We start from the raw sequence: 23,934 nt of genomic DNA, 5'->3' as shown, positions 1-23,934 counted from the left end.
GAAATCGAACAACCAAAAACAAAAAACAAAAAAGATGGAATATATAAAATTAGATGTTTGGGTTGAAACTAGAAAACTAGCTAATTTGATTTATGATGCTACTAAAGTTTTTCCTAAAGAAGAAATTTTTGGTTTGGCGAATCAAATGAGAAGATGTGCCGTTTCAGTTCCGTCTAATATAGCAGAAGGTTGTGGCCGCCAAACAGCGAAAGACACGATTAATTTTTTGCATATTTCAAGAGGTTCTTTGTATGAGTTAGAAACACAATGTTATTTAGCATTGGATCAAAAATATATTGATGAAAATAATTTTACTATTATTCTAAATCAAATTCAAACAAGTAAGAAATTGTTAAATGGATTTATCAATTATTACAAAAAAATATAATTATGGGTATTGATATTACCAACAACCAACAACCAACAACCAACAACTATTTAAAGTTGTCCGGTCTAGAGCCATTAATTATTACCCCAGAAACTAATTTTGTGAATGTGGGGGAACGAACGAATGTAACCGGTTCCAGAAAATTCCTTCGATTAATTAAAGAAGAAAAATACGAAGAAGCTTTAGATATTGCCAGAAATCAGGTGGAAGGTGGTGCACAAATCATCGATGTCAATATGGATGAGGGAATGTTGGACGGGGCTTATGCCATGACCAAATTCTTAAACTTAATTGCTGCCGAACCCGATATTTCTCGTGTTCCCGTAATGATTGATAGCTCGAAATGGGAAATCATCGAAGCGGGATTGAAAGTAATTCAAGGAAAAGGGGTAGTGAATTCTATTTCGTTAAAAGAAGGAGAAGAAAAATTCATTGAATACGCCAAAAAAATCAAGCGTTACGGAGCTGCTGTAATCGTAATGGCATTTGACGAAAATGGTCAAGCCGATACCTACGAGAGACGTATCGAAATTTGCAAAAGAAGTTACGATGTATTAGTTGATAAAGTAGGTTTTCCTGCTCAAGACATTATTTTCGACCCGAATATTTTTCCAGTGGCAACCGGAATGGAAGAGCATAAATTGAATGCTTTGGACTTTTTCCGTGCGACCAAATGGATTAGAGAAAACTTGCCATATGCCCATATTTCGGGAGGAGTAAGTAATGTTTCTTTTTCGTTTAGAGGAAATGACAAAGTGCGTGAGGCAATGCACTCCGCATTTTTATACCACGCGATTCAAAACGGAATGACAATGGGTATCGTAAATCCTGAAATGTTAGAGATTTACGACGAAATTGATCCTGTTTTGTTAGAACACGTAGAAGACGTTTTGTTGAACAGAAGAGAAGATGCTACAGAACGTTTATTGGATTTAGCCGAAAGTTTCAAAGGAGATTTCAAGGCCAATGAAAAAGCGATTGCTGAGTGGCGTTCTGGAACAATACAAGAACGATTAACGCATTCATTAGTAAAAGGAATTGACGAATTTATAGAAATAGATGTAGAAGAAGCAAGACAAGCAGCTTCAAAACCTATTGAGGTCATTGAAATTAATTTGATGGCAGGAATGAATGTAGTAGGAGATTTATTCGGAAGCGGAAAAATGTTCTTGCCACAGGTAGTAAAATCGGCACGTGTAATGAAAAAAGCAGTGGCGTATTTATTGCCTTTTATTGAAGCTGAAAAAGATGGTGTTTCGCAAAGCGCGGGTAAAATCTTGATGGCTACTGTAAAAGGAGACGTTCACGATATTGGAAAAAATATTGTTTCCGTTGTTTTGGCTTGTAACAATTACGAAATAGTCGATTTAGGCGTGATGGTAGCGCCAGAAAAAATTATTGCGGCAGCTATTGAGCATAATGTAGATATTATCGGATTAAGTGGGCTGATTACGCCTTCGCTTGACGAAATGGTGTATTTGGCTAAAGAATTAGATAAAATCAATGTTCAAATTCCAATTATGATTGGCGGGGCAACGACTTCTCGTGCGCATACGGCCGTGAAAATCGCACCACAATACAAAGCGACGGTAGTACACGTAAATGATGCTTCTAGAGCGGTTACTGTTGCCGGAAATTTATTGAATTCGGATACTAAAGAAAAATACACTCAAGACATTCGCACCGAATACGACGCGCTCCGTGAAGGGTATTTGAATCGTAGTAGAGATAAAAATTTCTTAACGATTGAACAGGCAAGAGCCAATAAATTACAATTAGATTGGAGCAAATACACACCAACAAAACCTAATTTCATTGGAACCAAAACCGTTGATGTTGCCATTGCTGATTTAGTCGATTATATTGATTGGACACCGTTTTTCAATTCTTGGGAATTGTACGGAAAATATCCAGCTATTTTAACCGATGAGGTGGTAGGAGAACAAGCTACGTCTTTATTTGCCGATGCGCAAAAAATGTTGACACAATTAATCAATGAAAATTGGTTAACTGCCAAAGGTGTTTTAGGAATTTTTCCTGCCAATACCATCAACGACGATGATATAGAAATCAGTCAAACAACCAACAACCAACAACCAACAACCAAGTTTCTAACCTTGCGTCAACAATCTCAAAAAACAGCTGGAGCGCCTAATATTGCGTTAGCTGATTTTATTGCGCCAAAAGATTCAGGAGTACAAGATTATATGGGGTGTTTTTGTGTTACCACCGGTTTTGGAGTAGAAGAAAAAGCCAAAGCATTTGAAAAAGAGTTGGACGATTACAATTCGATTTTGGTCAAAGCCCTAGGCGATCGTTTGGCGGAAGCCTTTGCTGAATATTTGCACTTACAAGTTCGTAAAGAAATTTGGGGCTATGCTTCGGATGAAAATTTATCAAATCAAGATTTGATTGCTGAAAAATATAAAGGAATTCGTCCAGCACCGGGTTATCCAGCCTGTCCTGACCATTTAGAAAAAGCCACATTGTGGCATTTATTAGATGTAGAAAACGTAATAGGAGTGAAGCTTACTGAAAGTATGGCCATGTGGCCTGCTTCGTCCGTGTCAGGCTATTATTTTGCTCATCCAGAAAGTAAATATTTTGGTTTGGGGAAAATTAAAAAAGACCAAATTGAAGATTACGCCAAAAGAAGAAATATTAGTTTGGAACAAGCCGAAAAATGGTTGGCTCCAAATAGTGCAGATTAAAAATAGTCATAATGTCAAATGTCATAAAGTCTTAAAATAATTTTCTTGTGACTTTCGACTTTCGACTTTAAAACATAAACATGAAAGTAACAGAACACATACAAAACGCTAATGGAAAGCCATTATTTTCCTTCGAAATTTTACCTCCTTTAAAAGGTCAAAATATCCAATCTATTTTTGATAGTATTGATCCGTTAATGGAATTTAAACCTCCATTTATTGATGTCACGTATCACCGGGAGGAATATGAATTTAAGGAATTAGAGAACGGATTATTACAAAAGAAAATTGTAAAAAAGCGTCCTGGTACAGTAGGGATTTGTGCAGGAATTCAAAATAAATACAATGTAGATGCTATTCCGCATATATTATGTGGTGGATTTACAAAAGAAGATACGGAAAATTTGTTGATCGATTTAGATTTTCTAGGTATTGATAATGTTGTGGCGCTCAGAGGCGATGCTGTAAAAAGTGAAATTTATTTTAAACCTGAAAAAGAAGGTCACGCTTTTGCATCTGAATTGGTATCCCAAATACATAATTTAAATAACGGAATCTATTTAGATGCAGACTTGCAAAATTCTTCTAAAACTGATTTTTGTATTGGAGTAGCCGGTTACCCTGAAAAACATCTTGAAGCACCAAGTTTAGATAGTGATATTCATTTTTTAAAACAAAAGATCAAAAACGGAGCCGATTATATCATCACGCAAATGTTTTTTGACAATCAAAAATTTTTTGATTTCGTTACAAAATGTAGAGCTGCAGGGATCACCGTTCCTATTATACCAGGATTGAAACCAATAGCCACAAAAAAACAATTAAATTTAATTCCACACCGTTTTAGTATTGAATTACCCGATGCCTTAATTATGGAAGTTGTAAAAGCTAAAGATAATGAAGCTGTGAAACAAATAGGTATTGAGTGGTGCGTCCAACAAAGTAAAGAACTTGTAGCGGCAGGTATACCGGTAATACATTATTATTCTATGGGTAAAGCGGATAATATTAAAGCAATTGCTAAAGAAATATTTTAATTTTAAAACGAATAGTAAGATTTGTCTTAAATATCTATATATTTGTGACTATTGGATATGAAAAAATATATTTTACTATTCTCGGTACATTTTTTTTGTGCTTTTTCTCAGAATAAAGGGGAAGGCTATTACTTAGATTTTCAATTTTTTAGAGGTAATATCTATAAACATACTTCAGACATTAGTCATTTAATTGTTGGTCATCCTGATGGGTTTTTATTTAGTGTAAATAAAAAAACAAATGGTTCAAAAGAATGGCATCGTGCATATAATTATCCTGATTATGGACTTTCCTTACAAAGCATTGATTTTAAAAATCCAATTTTAGGTAAGAATTTTGCAATAGGGTTACACTACAATTTTTATTTTTTTAAGCGGCAACTTTTATTTCGTATTTCTCAAGGAATCGCAATGACTACAAATCCTTATAATAAGGAAAAAAATAATAAAAATAATGCATTTGGGACGAAGATTTTAGATAATAATTATTTCTTATTGCAATACCAAAAACAAAATATTTTAGGACCCGTTGGATTTCAGGCTGGCTTTTTGTTTACCCATTTTTCTAATGGAAGATTTAAAGCGCCTAATAGCGGCTTAAATACTTATGCGCTTACGTTAGGTTTAAATTATAATTTTGAAAAACAATACATAAAAAAAATAGACACTGTTCCTGATTCTACCAAATTTTATAAAGAGCATATAAAGTATAATATTGCTTTTAGAACAGGAATTTCTGAAGGACCCGTGGTAGGTTTAGGACAACGTGAATTTTTCCATGTTGGATTATATGTAGATAAAAGAATAGGGAGAAAAAGTGCTTTACAATTAGGAACAGATGTGTTTTTTTCTAACTATTTGAAAAATTATATTAAATATACCGCCGTTGCATTTCCAGATAAAGAACCAATAGATCCGAATGTAGATTATAAACGAGTGGGTTTATTTGTTGGACATGAATTATTTATTAATAAACTTTCTATAGAAACACAATTAGGATATTATATATATAAACCTTTTAAATATGAAGTTTCTGTTTACCAAAGATTAGCTATGAAATATTATTTAACAAAGAGTTTGTTTACTGGATTTGGTTTAAAAACTCATGGTGGGAGAGCGGAAGCAATAGAATTTACAGTAGGGGCTAGATTATGAAAAAATTAGTAGTATTATTTTTCATGTCATTAATTAGTAGTTGTGGCATTTCAGAGGATTGTTTTAAGAATAAAGGAGCCGTCAAAACTAAAATTATTGAAGTAGAAGGGTTTGATAAAATTAAAATTCACTCAGGAATTGCTTTGGTGGTTAAGCAAGGAAATTTGTTTGAAGTAAAGGTAGAATCGGGTGAAAATATTATGTCTAATATTGAGGTGTCAAAAGAAAATGATTTTTTAGTACTTAAAGATGTGTCAAGTTGTAACTGGACTAGAGATTATGAGGCTGCAAAAGTCTATGTAACTGCACCTAATATTGTCGAAATTCATAGTAAAACGGAACAAAATATTAGTTCAGATGGAGTATTAACATTCCCGACTTTGCGGTTGTTTTCTATTGATGCTAATGGAGAATCTGGTACGGGTGATTTTTATTTTACTATTCATAATTCACAAACGGTCATAGAAAGTAATCACATTTCTAATTTTTATATTTCGGGTCATTCAGATGAAATGTTATTGAATTTTTATTTTGGAAACGGAAGATTTTATGGTGAAAATTTTGAAGTGCAGCATATAAAAGTATTTCAAAGAGGCTCAAATGACATGATTGTAAAACCTATTGAAAGTATTAGAGGAACAATATATAGTACGGGAAATATTATATTAAAGAATAATCCACCTGTTATAGATATTAATCAACTTTTTTCGGGATATTTGATTTTGAATTAATGCGCAAGTTCTGTTATTGTGTTTTTTCTCTGAAAATTTTTTCTAGGTTTTTACCTAAAACTTTCAATGATGCATCTTCCACAATTTTTCCGTGATGAATTATAATAATTCTATCACAAATTGCCTCTACTTCTTGCATGATGTGTGTGGACAAAAAAACCGTTTTGTCTTTCCCAATGTTTTTGATTAACTCTCTTATTTCAACCAATTGATTTGGATCTAAACCTGTTGTTGGTTCATCTAAAATTAATACATCTGGATTATGAAGTAAGGCGGTTGCTAGTCCTACACGCTGACGATACCCTTTTGATAATTGTCCTATTTTTTTATGACATTCTGGACTTAGACCTGTCAACTGAATTACTTCATCAATTTTACTTTTTGAAACATGATGTAAATCAGCATTAAATGCTAAATACTCTCTAACATATAAATCAAGATAAAGCGGATTGTGTTCGGGTAAATAACCAACAGACTGCTGTACTTGTATAGCTTGTGTAGCTACGTCAAAACCATTTACAGAAGCTTCACCTTCATCTGCAGTTAAATAAGTAGTCAATATTTTCATTAAAGTAGATTTTCCCGCACCATTTGGACCTAAAAAACCAACAATTTCTCCTTTTTTTATAGAAAAAGAGATAGCATCCAAAGCAATTTGTTTGCCATATGTTTTTGTGATATTTTTTACTGCTATTGACATTAAATAGTTTTTAGCAAAAATAATAAAATAAAGTTATAGCACCATAGAATAAAAAAAGTAAAAAAATGATTTTTTGTTTAAATATTTTGTAAATTTGTTAAACAAAAAAAATAACTGTGATGGCAAAGAATAAAATACAACCCCTTGACCAAGAAAAAATAGTTTCTTTTTATACCGATTATGTACTTACAAATGGTAAGAAACCACATTCTGTTTATGAATTTTCAAAAAATAATGGTTTTGAAGAATCAGACTTTTATACTTTTTTTGCCTCATTTGAAGCATTGGAAGAAAACTTTTTTTCTAACATGTTTCACTATACAAAAGAACTAGTAGTTAATTCGCCCGATTATGCAGTTTATAATGCTTCTCAAAAGTTGTCTTGTTTTTACTTTACTTTTTTTGAAGTAGCTACAGCAAACAGAAGTTTTGTAACTCATTTATTGACACAAGAAACTTTTCCGCTCAAAAATTTAACACAATTAAAACAGCTGCGAAAAGATTTTCTAGACTATATAAAAACAGTCCTTGATACACCTTATAAAATTGAAAATCAAAAAATTACAACCATTCAAAATCGAGTAGTGCACGAAGGAGCTTGGTTGCAGTTTTTATCAATCTTAAAATATTGGATAGATGATTCTTCTCCTAATTTTGAAAAAACAGATGTGTTTATAGAAAAATCTGTTAAGGCTAGTTTTGATGTGGTTTATAATGTACCTGTTGAAAGTATTTTAGATTTCGGAAAATTTCTATGGAAAGAAAAATTTGGCTCATTTAATTCAAATAAATAATTTCTCGTGAAAAAAATAGATTCAATTCCAACCAATAAAATGGGACGTGTAGCTAAATTAGTTACAACGGGAGTAAAAGTAGGTGGGAATTATTTAAAATATTATGGTGAAAAAGCAGTTAATCCTAATTTAACAAAGGATAAACTCCATGAAAACAATGCTTCGGATATTTATGATGGATTAAAAGAATTAAAAGGAAGTGCGTTAAAAGTAGCGCAAATGTTAAGCATGGAAAAAAATCTATTGCCTCAATCGTATGTAGAAAAATTTTCTTTGTCACAATTTTCTGTTCCGCCATTATCCGCCCCTTTGGTGCGTAAAACATTTAAAACTTATTTTAAGAAATATCCTGAAGAAATATTTGAAGAATTTTCGGTTGATTCAATCAATGCTGCAAGTATTGGTCAGGTTCATAGAGCAAAAATTAAAGATAAACAACTTGCAGTTAAAATTCAGTATCCAGGAATTAGAGAAAGTATCAGTACGGATATCGCTTTAGTAAAGCCAATTGCTGTTAGAATGTTCAATTTACAAGGCACTTCCGATGAGTATTTTCAAGAAGTAGAAGATAAGTTAACGGAAGAAACAGATTATAAATTAGAATTACAACAGAGTGAAGGTGTAAGAAAAGCATGTGCAGTAATCGAAAATTTAAAATTTCCAACGTATTATCCAGAATACTCATCAGATAAAATTATTACAATGGATTGGATGAATGGCGTTCATTTATCGGAATTTTGTAAATCTGAAGTAACGCAAGAAAAACGCGATAAAGTAGGTCAAACACTTTGGAATTTTTACATGTTTCAAATACATAAATTAAAAAAATTTCATGCCGATCCACATCCAGGTAATTTTTTAGTTGATAAAGAGGCTAATCTAATTGCGATTGATTTTGGTTGTATGAAAGAAATTCCCGATTCTTTTTATACGCCTTATTTTGAAGTTTCTACACCAGCATCACTAACAAATAATGTGTATTTCAAAGAAAAATTAGTAGAATTAGAAATATTAAAACCAACAGATTCCACAAAGGAAACTGAATTTTTCACTCAAATGTTTCATGAATTATTGACAGTGTTTACCGAACCTATTCATAAAAAAGAATTTGATTTTTCTGATCCGATTTTTTTTGGAAAAATAGCCTCATTGAGCGAAAAATTCGCTAATGATAAGCAATTAAGAAAAATGAATGGCAATAGAGGATCTAAACACTTTATTTATGTTAATAGAACCTTTTTTGGTTTATACAATTTAATGTTTGATATCAAAGCCAAAATAAAGATTAACGATTTTGAAAAATATCTCGCATAAAGGAAATAAATCGTATTTGCCTAGCAAAATTTGTATTACGTGTGAAAAGCCGTTTTCATGGCGAAAAAAATGGAAAAAAAATTGGGACGAACTAAAATATTGTAGTCATGCTTGCAGAAAAAATAAATAAATTAAGTCTAATTCAAATTGACAGAATTGTAGAAATGGCTTGGGAAGACAGAACCCCTTTTGAAGCTATTGAATACCAATTTGATTTGGCAGAAAAAGAAGTCATTCAATTGATGCGAAAAGTATTAAAACGCTCTTCATTTAATTTATGGCGAAAACGAGTAAATTCAGGAGTAAGTCAAAAACATTTGCACAAACGTAATCCAGAAATTTCCCGATTTAAGTGTGCATTACAACGACAAATAACAGGCAATAAAATTTCAAAAAGATAACAAACTAGCACAAATGAAAAAATATTTAATTATTGGAGGAAGTAAAGGTATTTCTAAAGAAATAGTAAAATTGCTCACAGAAAAAGGACATTATTGTTATCTTATTTCCAGAACGGCACCAGATTTTGAGTATAACGGAACGCATTTTCCGTTAAATGTTTTGACAGATGACTTGCCAACATTAGAAACGTTAGATGGAATAGTTTATGGTGTAGGAACAATTAATCTAAAACCATTTAATAGATTAAGTACTAAAGATTTTGAAAATGACTGGCAAGTAAATGTGATGGGAGCAGTCAGAGTAATTCAGTCTTATGTCGCTCAATTAAAGAATGTAGATCAAGCAAGTGTTGTTTTGTTTAGTTCTGTTGCTGCTCAACAAGGCATGCCTTTTCATGCAAGCATTGCAGCTGCGAAAGGAGCTGTTGACGGATTAGTAAAAAGTTTAGCAGCCGAATTTGCACCAAAAATTAGAGTAAATGCAATTGCTCCTTCAATAACAGATACGCCATTAGCTGCAGGAATTTTAAGAAGCGATTCTATTAAAGAAAATATGATTGCTAAACACCCTTTAAAACGAATATTACAGCCAATAGATGTTGCCAAAACAGCTGTATTTTTATTAGGGGAAGATTCCAACGGCATTACAGGTCAAATATTTATTCAAGATAACGGACTAATTTCTATCAGTAATTAATTTAAAGCTATGACAAAAAATCCAAAAATAGATAAAGCCACATTAGTTGCATTTTCAGTCGATGAAATAGGTGATAATCATTTGTTTACTACTGTTGAAACTCCAATGAAGGCTGATGCGTTTAAGATGACAGACCATGAGAAAAAAGAAAAAATTGCTTTTCATTTCACTGAAATTATGGAAGTTTTAGGGCTAGATTTAACAGATGACTCTCTTAAAGGTACGCCGCAACGTGTGGCAAAAATGTATGTAGATGAAATTTTTTGCGGGTTAAATCCTGCTAATAAACCAAAAGTGGCCCTTTTTGATAATAAATACCAATATAACCAAATGCTCGTAGAGAAAAACATAACTTTTTATTCGAATTGTGAACATCATTTTGTTCCAATATATGGTAAAATACATGTTGCTTATGTTTCTAAAGGAAAAGTTATTGGATTGTCTAAAATTAATAGAATTGTACAGTATTTCGCCCAAAGACCTCAAGTTCAAGAACGTTTAACCATGCAAATTGCATTGGAATTACAAGAAATTCTTCAGACCGAAGATATTGCTGTTATTGTTGATGCAAAACATTTGTGTGTATCATCACGAGGAATAAAAGACGATGCCTCTGCCACAGTAACAAATTATTTTGGAGGTGTTTTTCAAAAGTCAGATAAAGTAAATGAGTTGTTGCAATTAATTAAAAATTAATTTTTTTATCTTTGGTTATTAAATTTTAGAAATATTTAAAAGTTTAATCCCGACTTTTCGGGATTTTTTATTTGAGATATGGCAACTAAAAACTGGTTAGATGATTTTCAATTATCACATCCACTTGTTATCGCGGGACCTTGTAGTGCGGAAACCGAGGAGCAAGTGCTTGCAATAGCACATGCATTGAAAAATTCAGACGTATCTATTTTTCGTGCAGGTATTTGGAAACCACGAACGCGCCCTGGTGGATTTGAAGGGGTAGGTGAAATAGGTCTAAAGTGGTTACAAAAAGCGAAAGAAGAAACAGGATTGTTACTGGCAGTTGAGGTAGCTAATGCCCACCATGTAAAATTGGCTTTGCAGTATGATATTGATGTGCTTTGGATTGGTGCAAGAACCACAGTAAATCCGTTTGCCGTTCAAGAGATTGCAGAGGTGCTTCAAAATACAGACAAAATTGTGCTATTAAAAAATCCTGTAAACCCTGATTTATCCTTATGGATAGGAGGCGTTGAACGATTACAAAAGGCAGAAATCAAAAAAATAGGAGTTATTCACAGAGGGTTTTCCACGTATGAAAAAACAAAATACAGAAACAACCCAGAATGGCAAATCCCTATTGAGTTACATAGCAAATTTCCAGATTTACCATTGATTTGTGATCCGTCACATATTACTGGAAAAAGAAATATGATTCAAGAAGTATCTCAACAAGCCTTAGATTTAAATTATGACGGGTTAATGATTGAAACACATTGTAATCCTGATGCCGCATGGAGTGATGCGGCTCAACAAATAACTCCGGAGGTATTAAAACAGCTGTTTGTAGATTTAAAAGTTAGAAAAGTTTTTGATGAAACAACTGATTTTAATTCACAGCTAACGAATCTCCGTACACAAATTGATGAATTAGATTCAAAATTAATTACTATTTTAGCAAATAGGATGCAAATTGCAGATGCCATTGGTCAAGTGAAAAAAGAAAAGAATGTAGCCGTACTACAGTCAAATAGATGGAATGAAGTCCTTCGCAGAATGATAGCAGAAGGAGAAGGTAAAGGGTTAAGTGAAGAATTTATCTTACGGTTGTTCAAAGCTATTCATCAGGAAAGCATTGTGCATCAAGAAAAAGTTTTCAAAAATTAAATATGTTTTGTAATATTGCATGACTTAACTCTTAAATTATTAAGCATGAAAAAACTAATTTTTATCTTTTTATTAGTCATTAATTTTGTTTCAGGACAAAATGACAAAATTTATAAGCACAATGGAGAAACTGTAGAGGGCACCGTTGTTCGATTAGATGAATATACCATAACGTTCAAGTATCTTAATGAAGATGCAGAAAATGTAGTAGGTAAGTATGCTATTGAAAAAATTGTATATGGAAAAAGTGGAAGAACTGAAGAAGTTACAGAAAAAATTACAATAAATGGAGAAGATGATTGGGAAAAAGTAGTAATATTAGAAGATAAAGCCTACATAGCTGGATTGAAAAAAGGAGAAGAGGTTAGAGGTAAAACGGGATTAATTAATTTTCAAACAGGAAATACAGGTGATAAAAAAGCCGAGAAAAAGTTAAAAATGGAGGCAGCAAAATTAGGTTGTCCCTTTATTCTTTTAACTGCTGACAAAGCAACTGTTGGAGCAAATTCTAATCAATTAGGAGGCTCACAAGTTATAAAAAAAGGTGTTGGTTATAAATATTAATCAACCTTTATCTTATATTTAAAGCTACTTTTAAGTAGCTTTTTTTATTTCTATTCCACTAGAAATAGTATATTTGTTGATTATGCCTCAATTTTTTAACTATTCATGACAGGAATTGTATATAAATCTACTGGAAGTTGGTATACCGTTAAAACGGAACAGAATGATTTTGTGGCTTGCCGCATTAAAGGAAAGTTTCGGATAAAAGGAATAAAAAGCACTAATCCAATAGCGGTAGGAGATATTGTAGACTTTGATCTAGATACCACTACAGATGAGAAGTTAGGGCAAATACATACCATACATGATAGAAAAAACTATATCGTAAGAAAGTCAGTTAATTTGTCTAAACAAACGCATATTATTGCCTCTAATATTGATGTGGTATTTCTAATAATTACCATCAATAATCCTGTTACTACAACTAGTTTTATTGACAGGTTTTTAGTTACTGCAGAAGCGTATGGTATAGAAGCAGTTTTAATTTTTAATAAAATAGATACATTTACTGATGAAGTAGCAGACGAACAATTGTTTTTACACTATATTTATTCTACTATAGGCTATACCTGCTTGCGTGTATCAGCAAAAGCACAGCATGGAATAGAAGAGTTAAAAGCAATGATGAAAGATAAAGTATGTATGTTTTCTGGGCATTCAGGAGTCGGAAAATCTACATTAGTAAATATATTAGATCCAGCATTAAACTTAAAAACAAAGGAAATTTCAGATTCGCATGCGCAAGGACAGCATACTACTACATTTGCTGAAATGTTTGATTTAGATTTTGGTGCCAAAATTATTGATACACCAGGAATACGAGGCTTTGGTATTGTTGATATGGAAGCACAAGAAGTAGGGGATTATTTTCCAGAGTTTTTTGAGCTAAAAGAACAGTGTAAGTTCAATAATTGTTTGCATAAAGATGAACCGAATTGTGCGGTAAAAAAAGCCCTTGAAAATGATGAAATAGCTTGGTCGAGATATCAGAGTTATCTAAAAATTCTGGAAGGAGATGAAGAGCATTATAGAGCAGACACCTATGATGCCGATAGAAAAGCAAGTGACGAAACTAGAAAAAGTTAATTTGTAGGTTGTTTCATTTATCTAATTGTGGTTAACTCATGAAAGTAGTAATTCAACGTGTTACGGAAGCTTCCGTTACAATAGCTAATCAAGTTGTGGCACAAATTCAACAAGGATTAGTTGTGCTTGTTGGTATTGAAGATAAAGATACTATAGAAGATATCAATTGGCTAACATCTAAAATAGTTAATCTTAGAATTTTTTCTGATTCAAATAATGTGATGAACCTCTCTGTTAAAGATATATTGGGAGATATTATAGCCGTGAGTCAATTTACGTTACATGCATTAACCAAAAAAGGGAATAGACCATCTTATATAAAAGCATCAAAACCAGAAGTTTCAGTTCCTTTATACGAACAATTTGTTCTGAAACTAGAACAAGAATTGGGGCATAAAGTTCAAACTGGACAATTTGGCGCTGATATGAAAGTAGCTTTAGTAAATGATGGACCTGTTACTATTATTATAGATTCAAAAAATAAAGAATGATGAAAAAATATTTTTATCTATTTGTAATTTTTACAAATATTGTTTGTTCTCAATCAAACCAGGTCGTAAATTTTGATGAAAAACTCAAAGAAAATGCCAATTCAATTGTACTTCGCGAATCCTTTGAAATGGAAATTAAAGCTAGTGATAAAGTTATTTATACAACAAAAAAGAGAATTTTATTTTTAAATGAAAGTGGGTATAAGTCCAATGATTTTTCTGAGCATTATGATAAATTTAATAAAATTAAAACTTGCAAAGCTTCTGTTGTAGGAATGTCTGGAAATGTGATTAAAGAAATTAAAAAATCAGAATTTAAAGATCATAGTTTAGTTGATGGAGTTTCTATTTTTTCTGATAATAGAGTTTTGTATTTAGAATACACTCCCTTGAATTATCCTTTCATTATTGATTATGAATCTGAGATAGAATCTTCAAATGGCGCTATTCTTAGACCGTGGTACCCTTTGTCTAATTCTAATGAGAGTGTGTTATTGTCAGAATTTATCGTAAAAAATGAAACAAGTAATGCAATTAAATTTTCTGAAATAAATTTTTCTTTTTTCCCTATAGAAAAGCAAGAAATCGCAAACAATGTAAAATATATATGTAAAAATGTATTAGCATTTAAAGAAGAACAATTAGCAAATTATGCAGATGAAATACCTTATGTGAAACTTTTGCAAAATAATGCCGCTGTTGAAGGATATACGTTTAACTTTCAAAGTTGGAAAACCTACGGGATTGATTTTTACGAAAATTTTTTAAAAGATAATAGCACAGTTTCGGAACAAACAAAAAATAAAATTAACTCATTAATTCTTCCGAATGATTCAAAAATTGATAAAATAAAAAAAGTATACAAGTTTGTACAAGATAATACAAGATATGTTAGTGTACAAGTGGGTGTGGGTGGATGGAAACCTATGCCCATAGAAGCTGTTGAAAAATATGGATATGGAGATTGTAAAGCTTTGTCAAATTATACTAGAGCTATTTTAAAAAGTATTGGTATTGAGTCTTATTGTACAGTGATATATGGTGGAGAGAAGAAAGATATAAATCCGGATATTGTTGGTTTTCAAGGAAATCACATGATACTTTCTGTGCCTTATGAGGGACAAATGATTTTTTTAGAATGTACAAGCCAAACCGATCCTTTTGGCTACTTAGGGTCTTTTACATCAGATAGAAATGCTTTAATTTTAAAATCAGATGGTGCAGAAATAGTAAGAACAACTAAATATATATGTGACGAAAACACACAATACACGAAAGCAATTTTTTCGCTAAATTCTGACAAGAGTATTCAAGGAACGGTTTCTATAGATTCAAAAAATATTCAATATAGCCATTTAAATGGTTTTGAAAATGAAGATAAAAAAGAAATCATTGAAACTTACCAAGAACGATATGGACATTTAAATAATTTGTTAGTATCCGATATTAAACTTATAAATGATAAAACAAACATTTCTTTTTCTGAAAAAATCACACTAAAAGCATCAAATTATTTCACTTATGAAAATAATAATATTATTTTGCCGTTAAATGTTTTAAATAAAAGCGAATTAAATTTATCTAAATATAGAAACAGAAAATTTTCCTTTTCAATTAAATATGGTTTTTTAGACATAGATGAAATTTCAATTAAAATTCCAAGTGGATATACAATTAAAACAATTCCTGAAAAAATTGAAATAAAAGAAAAATACGGAATCTATAGTTTAGAAATAAAGAAAGGACAAGATGTAATCTTATTTAGACGCATATTAAAAATTGTTGATGGTAAGTACCCTAAAGAAGAATTTGAAAATTATAGAAAATTCCGAGAAACAATTTCTAAGAACGATAATATTAAACTTTTAATTGAAAAAATAAATTAGAATAAATTTTTATACTCATAATATAAATTAATAAATACCTATCTATGAAAAAACTTATTTTATTAGTGTTATTTCCCATTTTTGTATTAGCTCAAAAATTTGAATTAGGCAATGTAACAATAGAAGAATTGAAAGAAAAAGTTCACCCTACTGATTCCTCTGCTGTTGCTGCAATATTATTTACAAAAGGAAAATCATATTTTGAGTTTGTAGAAAATTCTCATTTTATATTGATAACAGAAGTTGAAATAAAAATAAAAATTTATAAAAAAGAAGGATATGAATGGGCTAATAATGAGGTTTCTTATTACATCGGAGGACATGATGACGAGTCTGTTCAATTCTCAAAAGCTTTTACATATAATCTTGTGAATGGAAAAATTGAAAAAACAAAATTAAATTCAGAAAATGAGTTTAAGGAAGTTGTAAATAAATATTGGGAAACTAAAAAAATATCAATGCCAAATGTAAAAGAAGGTTCTATAATAGAATTTAAATATATTGTGAAAACACCTTATTATTCTAATTTACACGATTGGAAATTTCAATCCACTATTCCTGTGAATTATTCAGAATATATTACAAATATACCAGAATATTATACGTATAATTATTTTTCAAGAGGGGCGATTAATATTACTGTAGAAAAATCTGATAGAAGTAGAACTATAAATATATATGACAAAGAATTAGCTGCACGCGGGGCAAATATTTCGTATCAAAACACATCTTCATCGGTTGGCTACACCGATAATATTACTAAAATGTATGTGTCAAATGTTCCTGCATTTAAGATAGAGCCTTTTACAAATAATATTAATAATTATATGTCATGTATAGAATATGAGTTAGCGTCTACTAAATTTCCAAATTCAGAAATTAAATTCTTTTCAGAATCATGGGAAGATGTTACAAAAAATATATATAAAAATGAGCAATTCGGTTTAGAGTTAGAAAAAGATAATTATTTTGAAACTGATTTAAATCAAATTTTATCAGATAAAAGCCTTGATTCTCCCAAAAAAATTGAAAAAATTCTTGAGTTTGTAAAAAACAATGTAAAATGGAATGAATATAATAGTATTACTGTTGATAAAGGGGTAACAAAAGCTTATAAAGAAAAGACAGGTAATACGGCAGAAGTGAATTTTATTTTAATTTCAATGCTTCGAAAAGCGGGATTTGACGCTAACCCCGTTGTATTAACTACTAGAAGTAAACCAATAAATTTATTCCCAAGTAGAACAGCTTTTAATTATGTTGTTTGTGGAATTGAAACAGATAATGACGTAATTCTTTTAGACGCTACAGATAAAAACTCTAAAATTGATGTTTTACCAACAAGAGCATTAAATTATATAGGTAGAATAATTAGAGAAAATGGAACTTCTTCTCAAATTGATTTAACTCCAAAAAAGCCGGCAAAAGAGAGCACAATGGTCTTTGCAGCATTGGATGAAAAAGGGAATGTTACAGGCACAATCAAAGAGCAACTTTTTGAGAGAGCTGCTTTCGTCTTTAGAGATAGAAATGCTAGTGTTTCTGATGAAAATTATTTAGATAAATATGAAAAAGACAATCCAGGATTTGAAATTTCTGATTATAAGATTACAAATAAATTAGATCCACATTTACCTATTAGTAAAGAATATCAATTTACTAATACTAACGCCTCTGAAATTATTAATGATAAAATTTATTTCAAACCATTAATGCATTTTGGTTTCGAAGAAAATCCATTTAAATTAGAGACAAGAGATTATCCTGTTGATTTTATAGCACCGTTTCATGACTCTTATACAATGAGTTATACTCTACCTGTAGGTTATATGGTAGAATCTTTACCAACTCAGTTAAACTTACAAATGATTGATAATCTTGGATCTTTTTCGTATTTAATTGCAGATAATGTTGAAAATGTTCAAATAGTATGTAATTTTAAAATAAATGTTCCTTTAGTATCTAATGAATATTATGATGTGTTAAAAGAATTCTTTAATCAAGTACAATTAAAGATGAACGAAAAAATAATTTTAAAGAAAAAATAAAATACTATGAAATCGCCATTAACAAAAATTTTGCGCAAGCAATTGAAAATCATCGAACACGAATGAAAACAACAAAATTGTGAGATAAACACAGATAAATAAAAAGGCGATAACATATATGACCTTTTACAAATAAAATTTTACATATATGAAAAATACCCTGTTAGAATTTCTAACTAAATTTTTAGTACACACAATTATATTTGGAACGTTAATTTATTTTTTAAATAGTTATACTATACAAAAAACATTGCTTATGGCAAGTAGTTTTGGAATTATGATGTCACTATTTAATTTGTACCAAAAGAAAAATAAAAAATAAAATGAATCTAAAAAACGCTCAACTAGAAGTTGATAACTGGATAAAAGACCATGGTGTTCGTTATTTTAATGAACTAACCAATATGGCCCAACTTACCGAAGAAGTAGGTGAGGTAGCGCGCATTATAGCTCGAAGATATGGTGAACAATCTGAAAAGGAATCCGATAAAAATAAAGATTTAGGAGAAGAATTGGCTGATGTGGTTTTTGTAGTTTTATGTTTGGCTAATCAAACCGGGGTCGATTTACAAGCTGCATTTGATAAAAAAATGGATGTAAAAACTAAACGAGACCACGATCGCCACCATAACAATGAAAAACTGAAATGATAAATTCAGTGTATTAAAATGAACGTTTTTTTAACCAATCCTAACGGCTCAATTCCAACTACTCAACTCCAACTTTCGGGTTCTAAGTCAGAAACTAATAGAATGTTGTTGTTGCAAGCATTGTATCCTCAAATTAAGATTGTAAATGCTTCTAATTCAGACGATTCTCAAGTGATGTTAAAAGCATTGAAAAATTTCCAACTTACAACTCTTAACGCTCAGCTTGTAGATGTTCATCATGCGGGAACCGCTATGCGTTTTTTAACAGCTTTTTTTGCTATAAAAGAAGGAACCGAAGTAGTTTTGACAGGTTCTACAAGAATGAAAGAAAGACCTGTTAAAATTTTAGTTGAAGCACTAAGACAATTAGGCGCAGAAATTAGCTATTTAGAAAAAGAAGGATATCCACCGCTCAGAATTAAAGGAACGAAATTAACGAAGCAAAAAGTCAATTTAGCGGCTAATATTAGTAGTCAGTATATTTCAGCATTACTCTTAATTGCTCCAAAGTTAGAGAATGGTCTAGAATTAGTATTAGAAGGAGAAATTACATCGATGCCTTATATTAAAATGACGTTAGCTTTATTGAATGAAATAGGAGTGAAGACTTTAGTTGAAAACAATACAATCAAAGTTATCCAACACCAATTACCAATTATCCATCACCCAATAACAGTTGAGTCTGATTGGTCATCAGCATCTTATTGGTATTCTTTCATAGCATTGGCACCTATTGGAACTCAAATAACACTAGCTAGTTTTAAGAAAAACAGTTTGCAAGGCGATAGTGTTTTGGTTGAAATCTATAAAAATTTTGGAGTAGAAACTATTTTTAATGATAAAAAAATAACTTTACATAAAGTAGCGAACTTGGAACCTGCAACTTTAAACTTGGAACTAAATAATTGTCCCGATATTGCCCAAACTATTGCAGTTACTTGTTTTGGGTTAGGAATAGTCTGTGAGCTGAGTGGATTACATACGCTAAAAATAAAAGAAACAGATCGATTACTAGCATTACAAACAGAGCTTACAAAATTAGGAGCTGTTGTTAGTTGTACAGATGATTCAATTCGAATTAACAAAAGTCAAATGATAAAAGAAAACGTAGTAATTTCTACTTATAATGATCATAGAATGGCACTATCTTTTGCTCCTTTAGCCTTAAAAGTGCCTATTGTGATTGAAAATGCAGATGTAGTTTCAAAATCGTATCCTGGTTTTTGGGAAGATGTTAAGCGTTTTGGAATCGGTGTTTTATAAATTTATTTATCATCGTCTAAGTACATTTTTCGTACCCTCCTAAACAGCTCGCTTGAATATACAAAATCCGTTACGGCTTCATTGTCTGTTTTAAAAATTTCTTTATTACTTCCTTCCCATTCCAACAAACCATTTTTTAAAAACACAATTTTTTCACCTATTTCCATTACAGAATTCATGTCATGTGTGTTAATTACGGTTGTAATATTATATTCATCAGTAATTTCTTGAATGAGATTGTCTATGACAGTAGCTGTTTTTGGGTCTAATCCCGAATTAGGTTCGTCACAAAATAAATATTTTGGGTTATTCACAATTGCCCTTGCAATAGCAACGCGCTTTTGCATTCCTCCTGAAATTTCTGAAGGCTTTTTATGATTAGCATTAATTAAATTAACCCTATTAATTACAAAATTAACTCGCTCTTTTACTTCATTTGCAGTATTGTTTGTAAACATTTTCAAAGGAAATCCTATGTTTTCTTCAACAGTCATACTATCAAAAAGAGCACTGCCTTGGAATACCATCCCGATTTCTGTTCTTAAATCTCTTTTTTCGTCTTTATTCATTTTGCCATATACTCTGCCATCAAAAGAAATAGAACCATTGTCTATTGTATGAATGCCTAATAAGGATTTAATGAATACGGTTTTTCCCGAGCCACTTTGACCAATAACTAAACTAGTTTTACCCGCTTCAAATTTAGTACTAATGCCTTTTAATACTTTTTGGTCACCAAAACTTTTTTCTATGTTAGTTACTTCAATCATTAGCTTAATAGTATTTGTGTCAAAATATAATTCATTAAAATAATTACAACCGAAGTCCAAACAAAAGAAACAGTACTTGCCTTACCTACTTCTAATGCGCCACCTTTCATGTAATAGCCATGAAACGAAGGAATTGTGGCTAAAATAAAGGCAAAAACTAAGGTTTTGATAAATGCATAAGTAATGTGAAAAGGTATAAATTCGACTTGAAGCCCATTGATAAATTCGCTGGAAGACGAAAACCCTCCATATACTCCCGCTAAATATCCTCCATAAACCCCTAAAAACATGGCAATACCAATTATAAAAGGATACAATAATAAAGCAATCATTTTAGGAAAAACTAAATAATTTAATGAATTCACTCCCATTACTTCTAATGCGTCAATTTGCTCGGTAACTCGCATCGTTCCGATACTTGACGTGATAAAAGATCCCATTTTTCCCGCCATAATTATTGAAATAAAAGTGGGTGCAAATTCTAAAATTACAGATTGTCGGGTAGCAAATCCAATCAAATATCTGGGTATAAGTGGATTAGTTAAGTTTAAGGCTGTTTGTATAGCTACAACGCCACCTACAAAGAATGAAATAAAGCAAACAATACCTAAAGAATCAATAATTAAGTCGTCAATTTCTTTTAAGATAAGTTGTTTCATCACGCTCCATTTAACAGGTCTGTTTAACAGGTCTTTTAGCATAATGAAATAACGTCCAATTTGCGATAAATATCTAATCAGCATCATACGTATAAAATAAGTTCAAAAATAGTAAATAATTATGGCAATTGATTAGTTGGAAAATTGAAAATTTAGTTGATTTGAAGAGATAGTAATGAAATTTGTATTAAAACAGTTTTTCTTTCATTTTTTTCCAACGGTATTTTCTAACAAATTTTGCTTGCGCTGTAGTAACCAACATGTTTTTATTTTCACGTTTAGCTTTCCAAAAGCCTTTGAGATAGTCCAAAAATAATAGAGGTTTTCCTTTTCTCATGGCTAATTTTAAAGAAGCTATAGCCGTGATGAATAAACCATAACCCAAAGTATAAAAAGCTTCTCCTTGTTTGTATCTAGCTGCTTTGGTGTAACTTGCACCAGTAGGCTTAAGATGTTTTACATGTAAACTTTCATCTGTAATTACTTTCCAATTATAAAATTTACATAACAATTCGTCAACAGTGTCCCATCCCATTTGTACTTTGAGACCGCCAATTTGTTTGAATGTTTCCTTTCGATAGGCTTTTAAAGCACCTCTAATATGGTCTTTGTCAGTAAGATTTTCTAGTATCCATTCTCCATTTTTTTCAATATAACAAAATCCACCTACCATTCCAATTTTCTCATCGGATTGGAAATGATTGATGATGGTTTCAAAATAATTTGCAGAAAAAATTAGATCGGCATCAATTTTAACGATAATATCGTAAGCCTCATCAATGTGTTTTTCCCCTTCTTGAAACGCTTGAATTACTTTGCTCCCAGGCATATGGATAGCATCTGATTTTTTATTGACTAAAGAGATAAAAGGATAGTTACACGCAAATTCTGAAACAATTTCAGCCGTTTTATCTGTAGAGTTGTCATTTACTACAATTAGTTTTGAAGGTAATACAGTTTGCTCAACTAATGATTGAAGTGTTAATGAAATGAATTTTTCCTCGTTGTAAGTTGGTATGATTATGTAGTATCGCATTTGACTAATTACTATTCACTAATTATTATTCACTTTCTTTCAGCATAAACCAAATAATATCTCGGTGTAAACCATCTTAAAAAAGGCCTAAATCCTATTTTTTTTACAGGATGTGTAAATTTTACTTTATCTACAATTGTATACCCCGCTTTTTCTAATAACCAGTCTAATTGCCAATCTTCAAATTCATGATAATGTCTGTCCCACATATCTGTTTTACTTCGGTATGCAGGAGAAAACCATAAGCGTAAGGGAATTGAAATTAGAATTTTATCTGCTTTAACATGTTGTAATACAGTTAAAGGATTGAGTAAATGTTCAAAAATTTCAAAAGCTGTAAAAACCGAATATTCTTCTTGATCTAAGGCACTGTGATTTGTATCTAAATCTTCTCCTTGGGTATTAATTACTTTATAGCCATTTGCTTCCATAATTTTAGAGAAAGGATTTGGTACACCTAAATCAAAAATGGTTTCATTAGTAGAAATATGTTTTTTAAGAAAATCTAACGTAATGTTGAAGCGCTTACTCGGATATGTTTTTTCGTACATAAATTTTGTTTCAGGTTTCAAGTTGAAAATAGTTTGTAAAATTAGTAATTTAACCTGAAACCTGAAACAAAAGAATTACATTTGATATACAAAAGCATTAATGTTCATACCAGCTCCCACAGAAGCAAATAAAATCACATCGCCTTTTTGAAGTTCTTGATTTTCAATTTTACCTTTTATCAATAAATCATAAAGTGTTGGTACAGTGGCAACACTTGAATTACCTAATTTATGAATACTCATAGGCATTACGCCTTCAGGAGGGGTTTGTTTGTAAAGTCTGAAAAAGCGTTGAATAATAGCTTCATCCATTTTTTCATTCGCTTGATGTATTAAAACTTTTTTCACATCATGAATTGAAATACCACTTTTTTCTAAACATGATGCCATCGCTTTTGGAACATTACTTAATGCAAATTCATAAATTTTTCTTCCAAACATTTTGATATAACGTACATCTGGGTCATGGCTTGTGTTGTAAGAATTTCCAAAAAATAAGTAATCCGCTTCGTCATATGCATAGGTAGCACTTTCATGTGATAAAATTCCCCCAGTTTCTTCAGTAGCTTCTATAATCGTTGCACCTGCACCATCAGAATAAATCATAGAATCTCTATCGTGTATGTCTACGACTCTAGATAAGGTTTCGGCGCCAATGACCAAACATTTTTTAGCCATTCCGGCTTTAATAAATGCTTGCGCTTGAATAACGCCTTCAACCCAGCCAGGACAACCAAAAAGGACATCATAAGCAACGCAACTTGGGTTTTTTATTTTCAAATTTTGTTTTACGCGTGATGCCAAGCTAGGTAATATGTCAGATTGAATAGCACCCTGCTTTACGTTTCCAAAATTATGTGCCAATATAATATAATCTAATGTTTCGGGGTCGATTTGAGCATCTTGTATGGCTTTTTCTGCTGCAAAAGTAGCAATGTCAGAGGTCGTTAAGTCTTCTGTTACATATCGTCTTTCCTGAATGCCTGTAATTTCTAAGAATTTTTCCGCTACTACATCATTTGGATAAGGAAAATCTGAGCCATCTTCATTTAAAAAATGATGCTTAGCAAAGTCTAGATTAGTTACAACTTTTGTTGGAATATAAGAACCCGAACCAGTTATTTTTATGTTCATAATGGATAATTTTGAGTAACGAA

Annotated in this window: 24 protein-coding genes and 1 pseudogene; 19 read left to right on the top strand and 6 right to left on the bottom strand. The window is 31.3% G+C overall.

The window, feature by feature from the left end:
• Positions 1-34 precede the first annotated feature (34 nt).
• The 5 genes from RF683_RS08485 (at position 35) to RF683_RS08465 (ending at position 6,022) form a co-directional block, all read left to right on the top strand.
• Complete coding sequence (locus RF683_RS08485; RefSeq protein ID WP_309531869.1) at positions 35-388, top strand: four helix bundle protein; 354 nt, start codon at positions 35-37, stop codon at positions 386-388.
• 2 nt (positions 389-390) lie between these two features.
• Positions 391-3,099 carry a methionine synthase gene (gene metH, locus RF683_RS08480; protein ID WP_309531868.1) on the top strand — a complete coding sequence of 903 codons (2,709 nt, stop codon included), beginning with the start codon at positions 391-393 and terminating at the stop codon, positions 3,097-3,099.
• 80 nt (positions 3,100-3,179) lie between these two features.
• Positions 3,180-4,136, top strand: a complete 957-nt coding sequence (metF, locus tag RF683_RS08475; RefSeq protein WP_309531867.1) for a methylenetetrahydrofolate reductase [NAD(P)H] — start codon at positions 3,180-3,182, stop codon at positions 4,134-4,136.
• A 57-nt stretch (positions 4,137-4,193) separates the two neighbouring features.
• A complete protein-coding gene (locus tag RF683_RS08470; RefSeq protein ID WP_309531866.1) occupies positions 4,194-5,291 on the top strand; it encodes an acyloxyacyl hydrolase in 1,098 nt (365 codons plus the stop codon).
• Complete coding sequence (locus RF683_RS08465; RefSeq protein ID WP_309531865.1) at positions 5,288-6,022, top strand: head GIN domain-containing protein; 735 nt, start codon at positions 5,288-5,290, stop codon at positions 6,020-6,022. Before RF683_RS08470 ends, RF683_RS08465 begins: the two co-directional genes overlap by 4 nt.
• Before the next feature lie 46 nt (positions 6,023-6,068).
• Here RF683_RS08465 and RF683_RS08460 read toward each other — a convergent pair.
• Positions 6,069-6,722, bottom strand: a pseudogene (locus RF683_RS08460) (ATP-binding cassette domain-containing protein); the annotation flags it as partial.
• A gap of 119 nt (positions 6,723-6,841) precedes the next feature.
• Between RF683_RS08460 and RF683_RS08455 the strand changes: the two are divergent.
• The 14 genes from RF683_RS08455 (at position 6,842) to aroA (ending at position 19,761) form a co-directional block, all read left to right on the top strand.
• Complete coding sequence (locus RF683_RS08455; protein ID WP_309531864.1) at positions 6,842-7,516, top strand: TetR family transcriptional regulator C-terminal domain-containing protein; 675 nt, start codon at positions 6,842-6,844, stop codon at positions 7,514-7,516.
• Positions 7,517-7,522: 6 nt separating this feature from the next.
• Positions 7,523-8,830: an ABC1 kinase family protein gene (locus RF683_RS08450; protein WP_309531863.1), complete on the top strand. Its 1,308-nt coding sequence runs from the start codon at positions 7,523-7,525 to the stop codon at positions 8,828-8,830.
• Positions 8,811-8,960 (top strand): DUF2256 domain-containing protein, encoded by a 150-nt coding sequence (locus RF683_RS08445; protein ID WP_408733683.1) that lies wholly within the window; start codon positions 8,811-8,813, stop codon positions 8,958-8,960. The genes RF683_RS08450 and RF683_RS08445 overlap by 20 nt, the downstream gene beginning before the upstream one ends.
• Positions 8,938-9,231, top strand: coding sequence for a TIGR03643 family protein (locus RF683_RS08440; RefSeq protein WP_309531862.1), 294 nt, complete (start codon positions 8,938-8,940; stop codon positions 9,229-9,231). Before RF683_RS08445 ends, RF683_RS08440 begins: the two co-directional genes overlap by 23 nt.
• 13 nt (positions 9,232-9,244) lie before the next feature.
• Positions 9,245-9,928 carry an SDR family NAD(P)-dependent oxidoreductase gene (locus RF683_RS08435; RefSeq protein WP_309531861.1) on the top strand — a complete coding sequence of 228 codons (684 nt, stop codon included), beginning with the start codon at positions 9,245-9,247 and terminating at the stop codon, positions 9,926-9,928.
• Between the two features lie 9 nt (positions 9,929-9,937).
• Positions 9,938-10,624, top strand: a complete 687-nt coding sequence (gene folE, locus RF683_RS08430; protein ID WP_309531860.1) for a GTP cyclohydrolase I FolE — start codon at positions 9,938-9,940, stop codon at positions 10,622-10,624.
• Between the two features lie 78 nt (positions 10,625-10,702).
• Positions 10,703-11,773 (top strand): bifunctional 3-deoxy-7-phosphoheptulonate synthase/chorismate mutase type II, encoded by a 1,071-nt coding sequence (locus RF683_RS08425; RefSeq protein WP_309531859.1) that lies wholly within the window; start codon positions 10,703-10,705, stop codon positions 11,771-11,773.
• A gap of 45 nt (positions 11,774-11,818) precedes the next feature.
• Positions 11,819-12,337: a hypothetical protein gene (locus RF683_RS08420; protein ID WP_309531858.1), complete on the top strand. Its 519-nt coding sequence runs from the start codon at positions 11,819-11,821 to the stop codon at positions 12,335-12,337.
• Positions 12,338-12,442: 105 nt separating this feature from the next.
• Positions 12,443-13,423, top strand: a complete 981-nt coding sequence (rsgA, locus tag RF683_RS08415; RefSeq protein WP_309531857.1) for a ribosome small subunit-dependent GTPase A — start codon at positions 12,443-12,445, stop codon at positions 13,421-13,423.
• Between the two features lie 38 nt (positions 13,424-13,461).
• Positions 13,462-13,914 (top strand): D-aminoacyl-tRNA deacylase, encoded by a 453-nt coding sequence (dtd, locus tag RF683_RS08410; RefSeq protein ID WP_309531856.1) that lies wholly within the window; start codon positions 13,462-13,464, stop codon positions 13,912-13,914.
• A complete protein-coding gene (locus tag RF683_RS08405) occupies positions 13,914-15,800 on the top strand; it encodes a DUF3857 domain-containing protein (RefSeq protein WP_309531855.1) in 1,887 nt (628 codons plus the stop codon). The genes dtd and RF683_RS08405 overlap by 1 nt, the downstream gene beginning before the upstream one ends.
• A gap of 44 nt (positions 15,801-15,844) precedes the next feature.
• Positions 15,845-17,848, top strand: a complete 2,004-nt coding sequence (locus tag RF683_RS08400) for a DUF3857 domain-containing protein (protein WP_309531854.1) — start codon at positions 15,845-15,847, stop codon at positions 17,846-17,848.
• 323 nt (positions 17,849-18,171) lie between these two features.
• Positions 18,172-18,498, top strand: coding sequence for a nucleotide pyrophosphohydrolase (locus tag RF683_RS08395; protein WP_309531853.1), 327 nt, complete (start codon positions 18,172-18,174; stop codon positions 18,496-18,498).
• 18 nt (positions 18,499-18,516) lie between these two features.
• Positions 18,517-19,761 (top strand): 3-phosphoshikimate 1-carboxyvinyltransferase, encoded by a 1,245-nt coding sequence (gene aroA, locus RF683_RS08390; protein WP_309531852.1) that lies wholly within the window; start codon positions 18,517-18,519, stop codon positions 19,759-19,761.
• Positions 19,762-19,763: 2 nt separating this feature from the next.
• On the opposite strand, the gene RF683_RS08385 is transcribed toward aroA, so the two are convergent.
• The 5 genes from RF683_RS08385 to RF683_RS08365 form a co-directional block, all read right to left on the bottom strand.
• The gene (locus RF683_RS08385; RefSeq protein ID WP_309531851.1) at positions 19,764-20,531 is read right to left on the bottom strand and encodes an ABC transporter ATP-binding protein; all 768 of its coding nucleotides are present in this window, start codon (positions 20,529-20,531) and stop codon (positions 19,764-19,766) included.
• Positions 20,531-21,277, bottom strand: a complete 747-nt coding sequence (locus RF683_RS08380) for an MlaE family ABC transporter permease (protein ID WP_309531850.1) — start codon at positions 21,275-21,277, stop codon at positions 20,531-20,533. The genes RF683_RS08385 and RF683_RS08380 overlap by 1 nt, the downstream gene beginning before the upstream one ends.
• A gap of 100 nt (positions 21,278-21,377) precedes the next feature.
• Positions 21,378-22,226 carry a glycosyltransferase family 2 protein gene (locus tag RF683_RS08375; RefSeq protein WP_309531849.1) on the bottom strand — a complete coding sequence of 283 codons (849 nt, stop codon included), beginning with the start codon at positions 22,224-22,226 and terminating at the stop codon, positions 21,378-21,380.
• 29 nt (positions 22,227-22,255) lie between these two features.
• Complete coding sequence (locus RF683_RS08370) at positions 22,256-22,777, bottom strand: class I SAM-dependent methyltransferase (RefSeq protein ID WP_309531848.1); 522 nt, start codon at positions 22,775-22,777, stop codon at positions 22,256-22,258.
• A gap of 75 nt (positions 22,778-22,852) precedes the next feature.
• Positions 22,853-23,911 (bottom strand): 3-oxoacyl-ACP synthase III family protein, encoded by a 1,059-nt coding sequence (locus RF683_RS08365; protein WP_309531847.1) that lies wholly within the window; start codon positions 23,909-23,911, stop codon positions 22,853-22,855.
• Between the last annotated feature and the right edge of the window lie 23 nt (positions 23,912-23,934).

Source organism: Flavobacterium sp. 20NA77.7 (genome assembly GCF_031326205.1).
GTDB lineage: Bacteria > Bacteroidota > Bacteroidia > Flavobacteriales > Flavobacteriaceae > Flavobacterium > Flavobacterium nakdongensis.
This window is presented reverse-complemented; position numbering and strand designations above follow the sequence as displayed.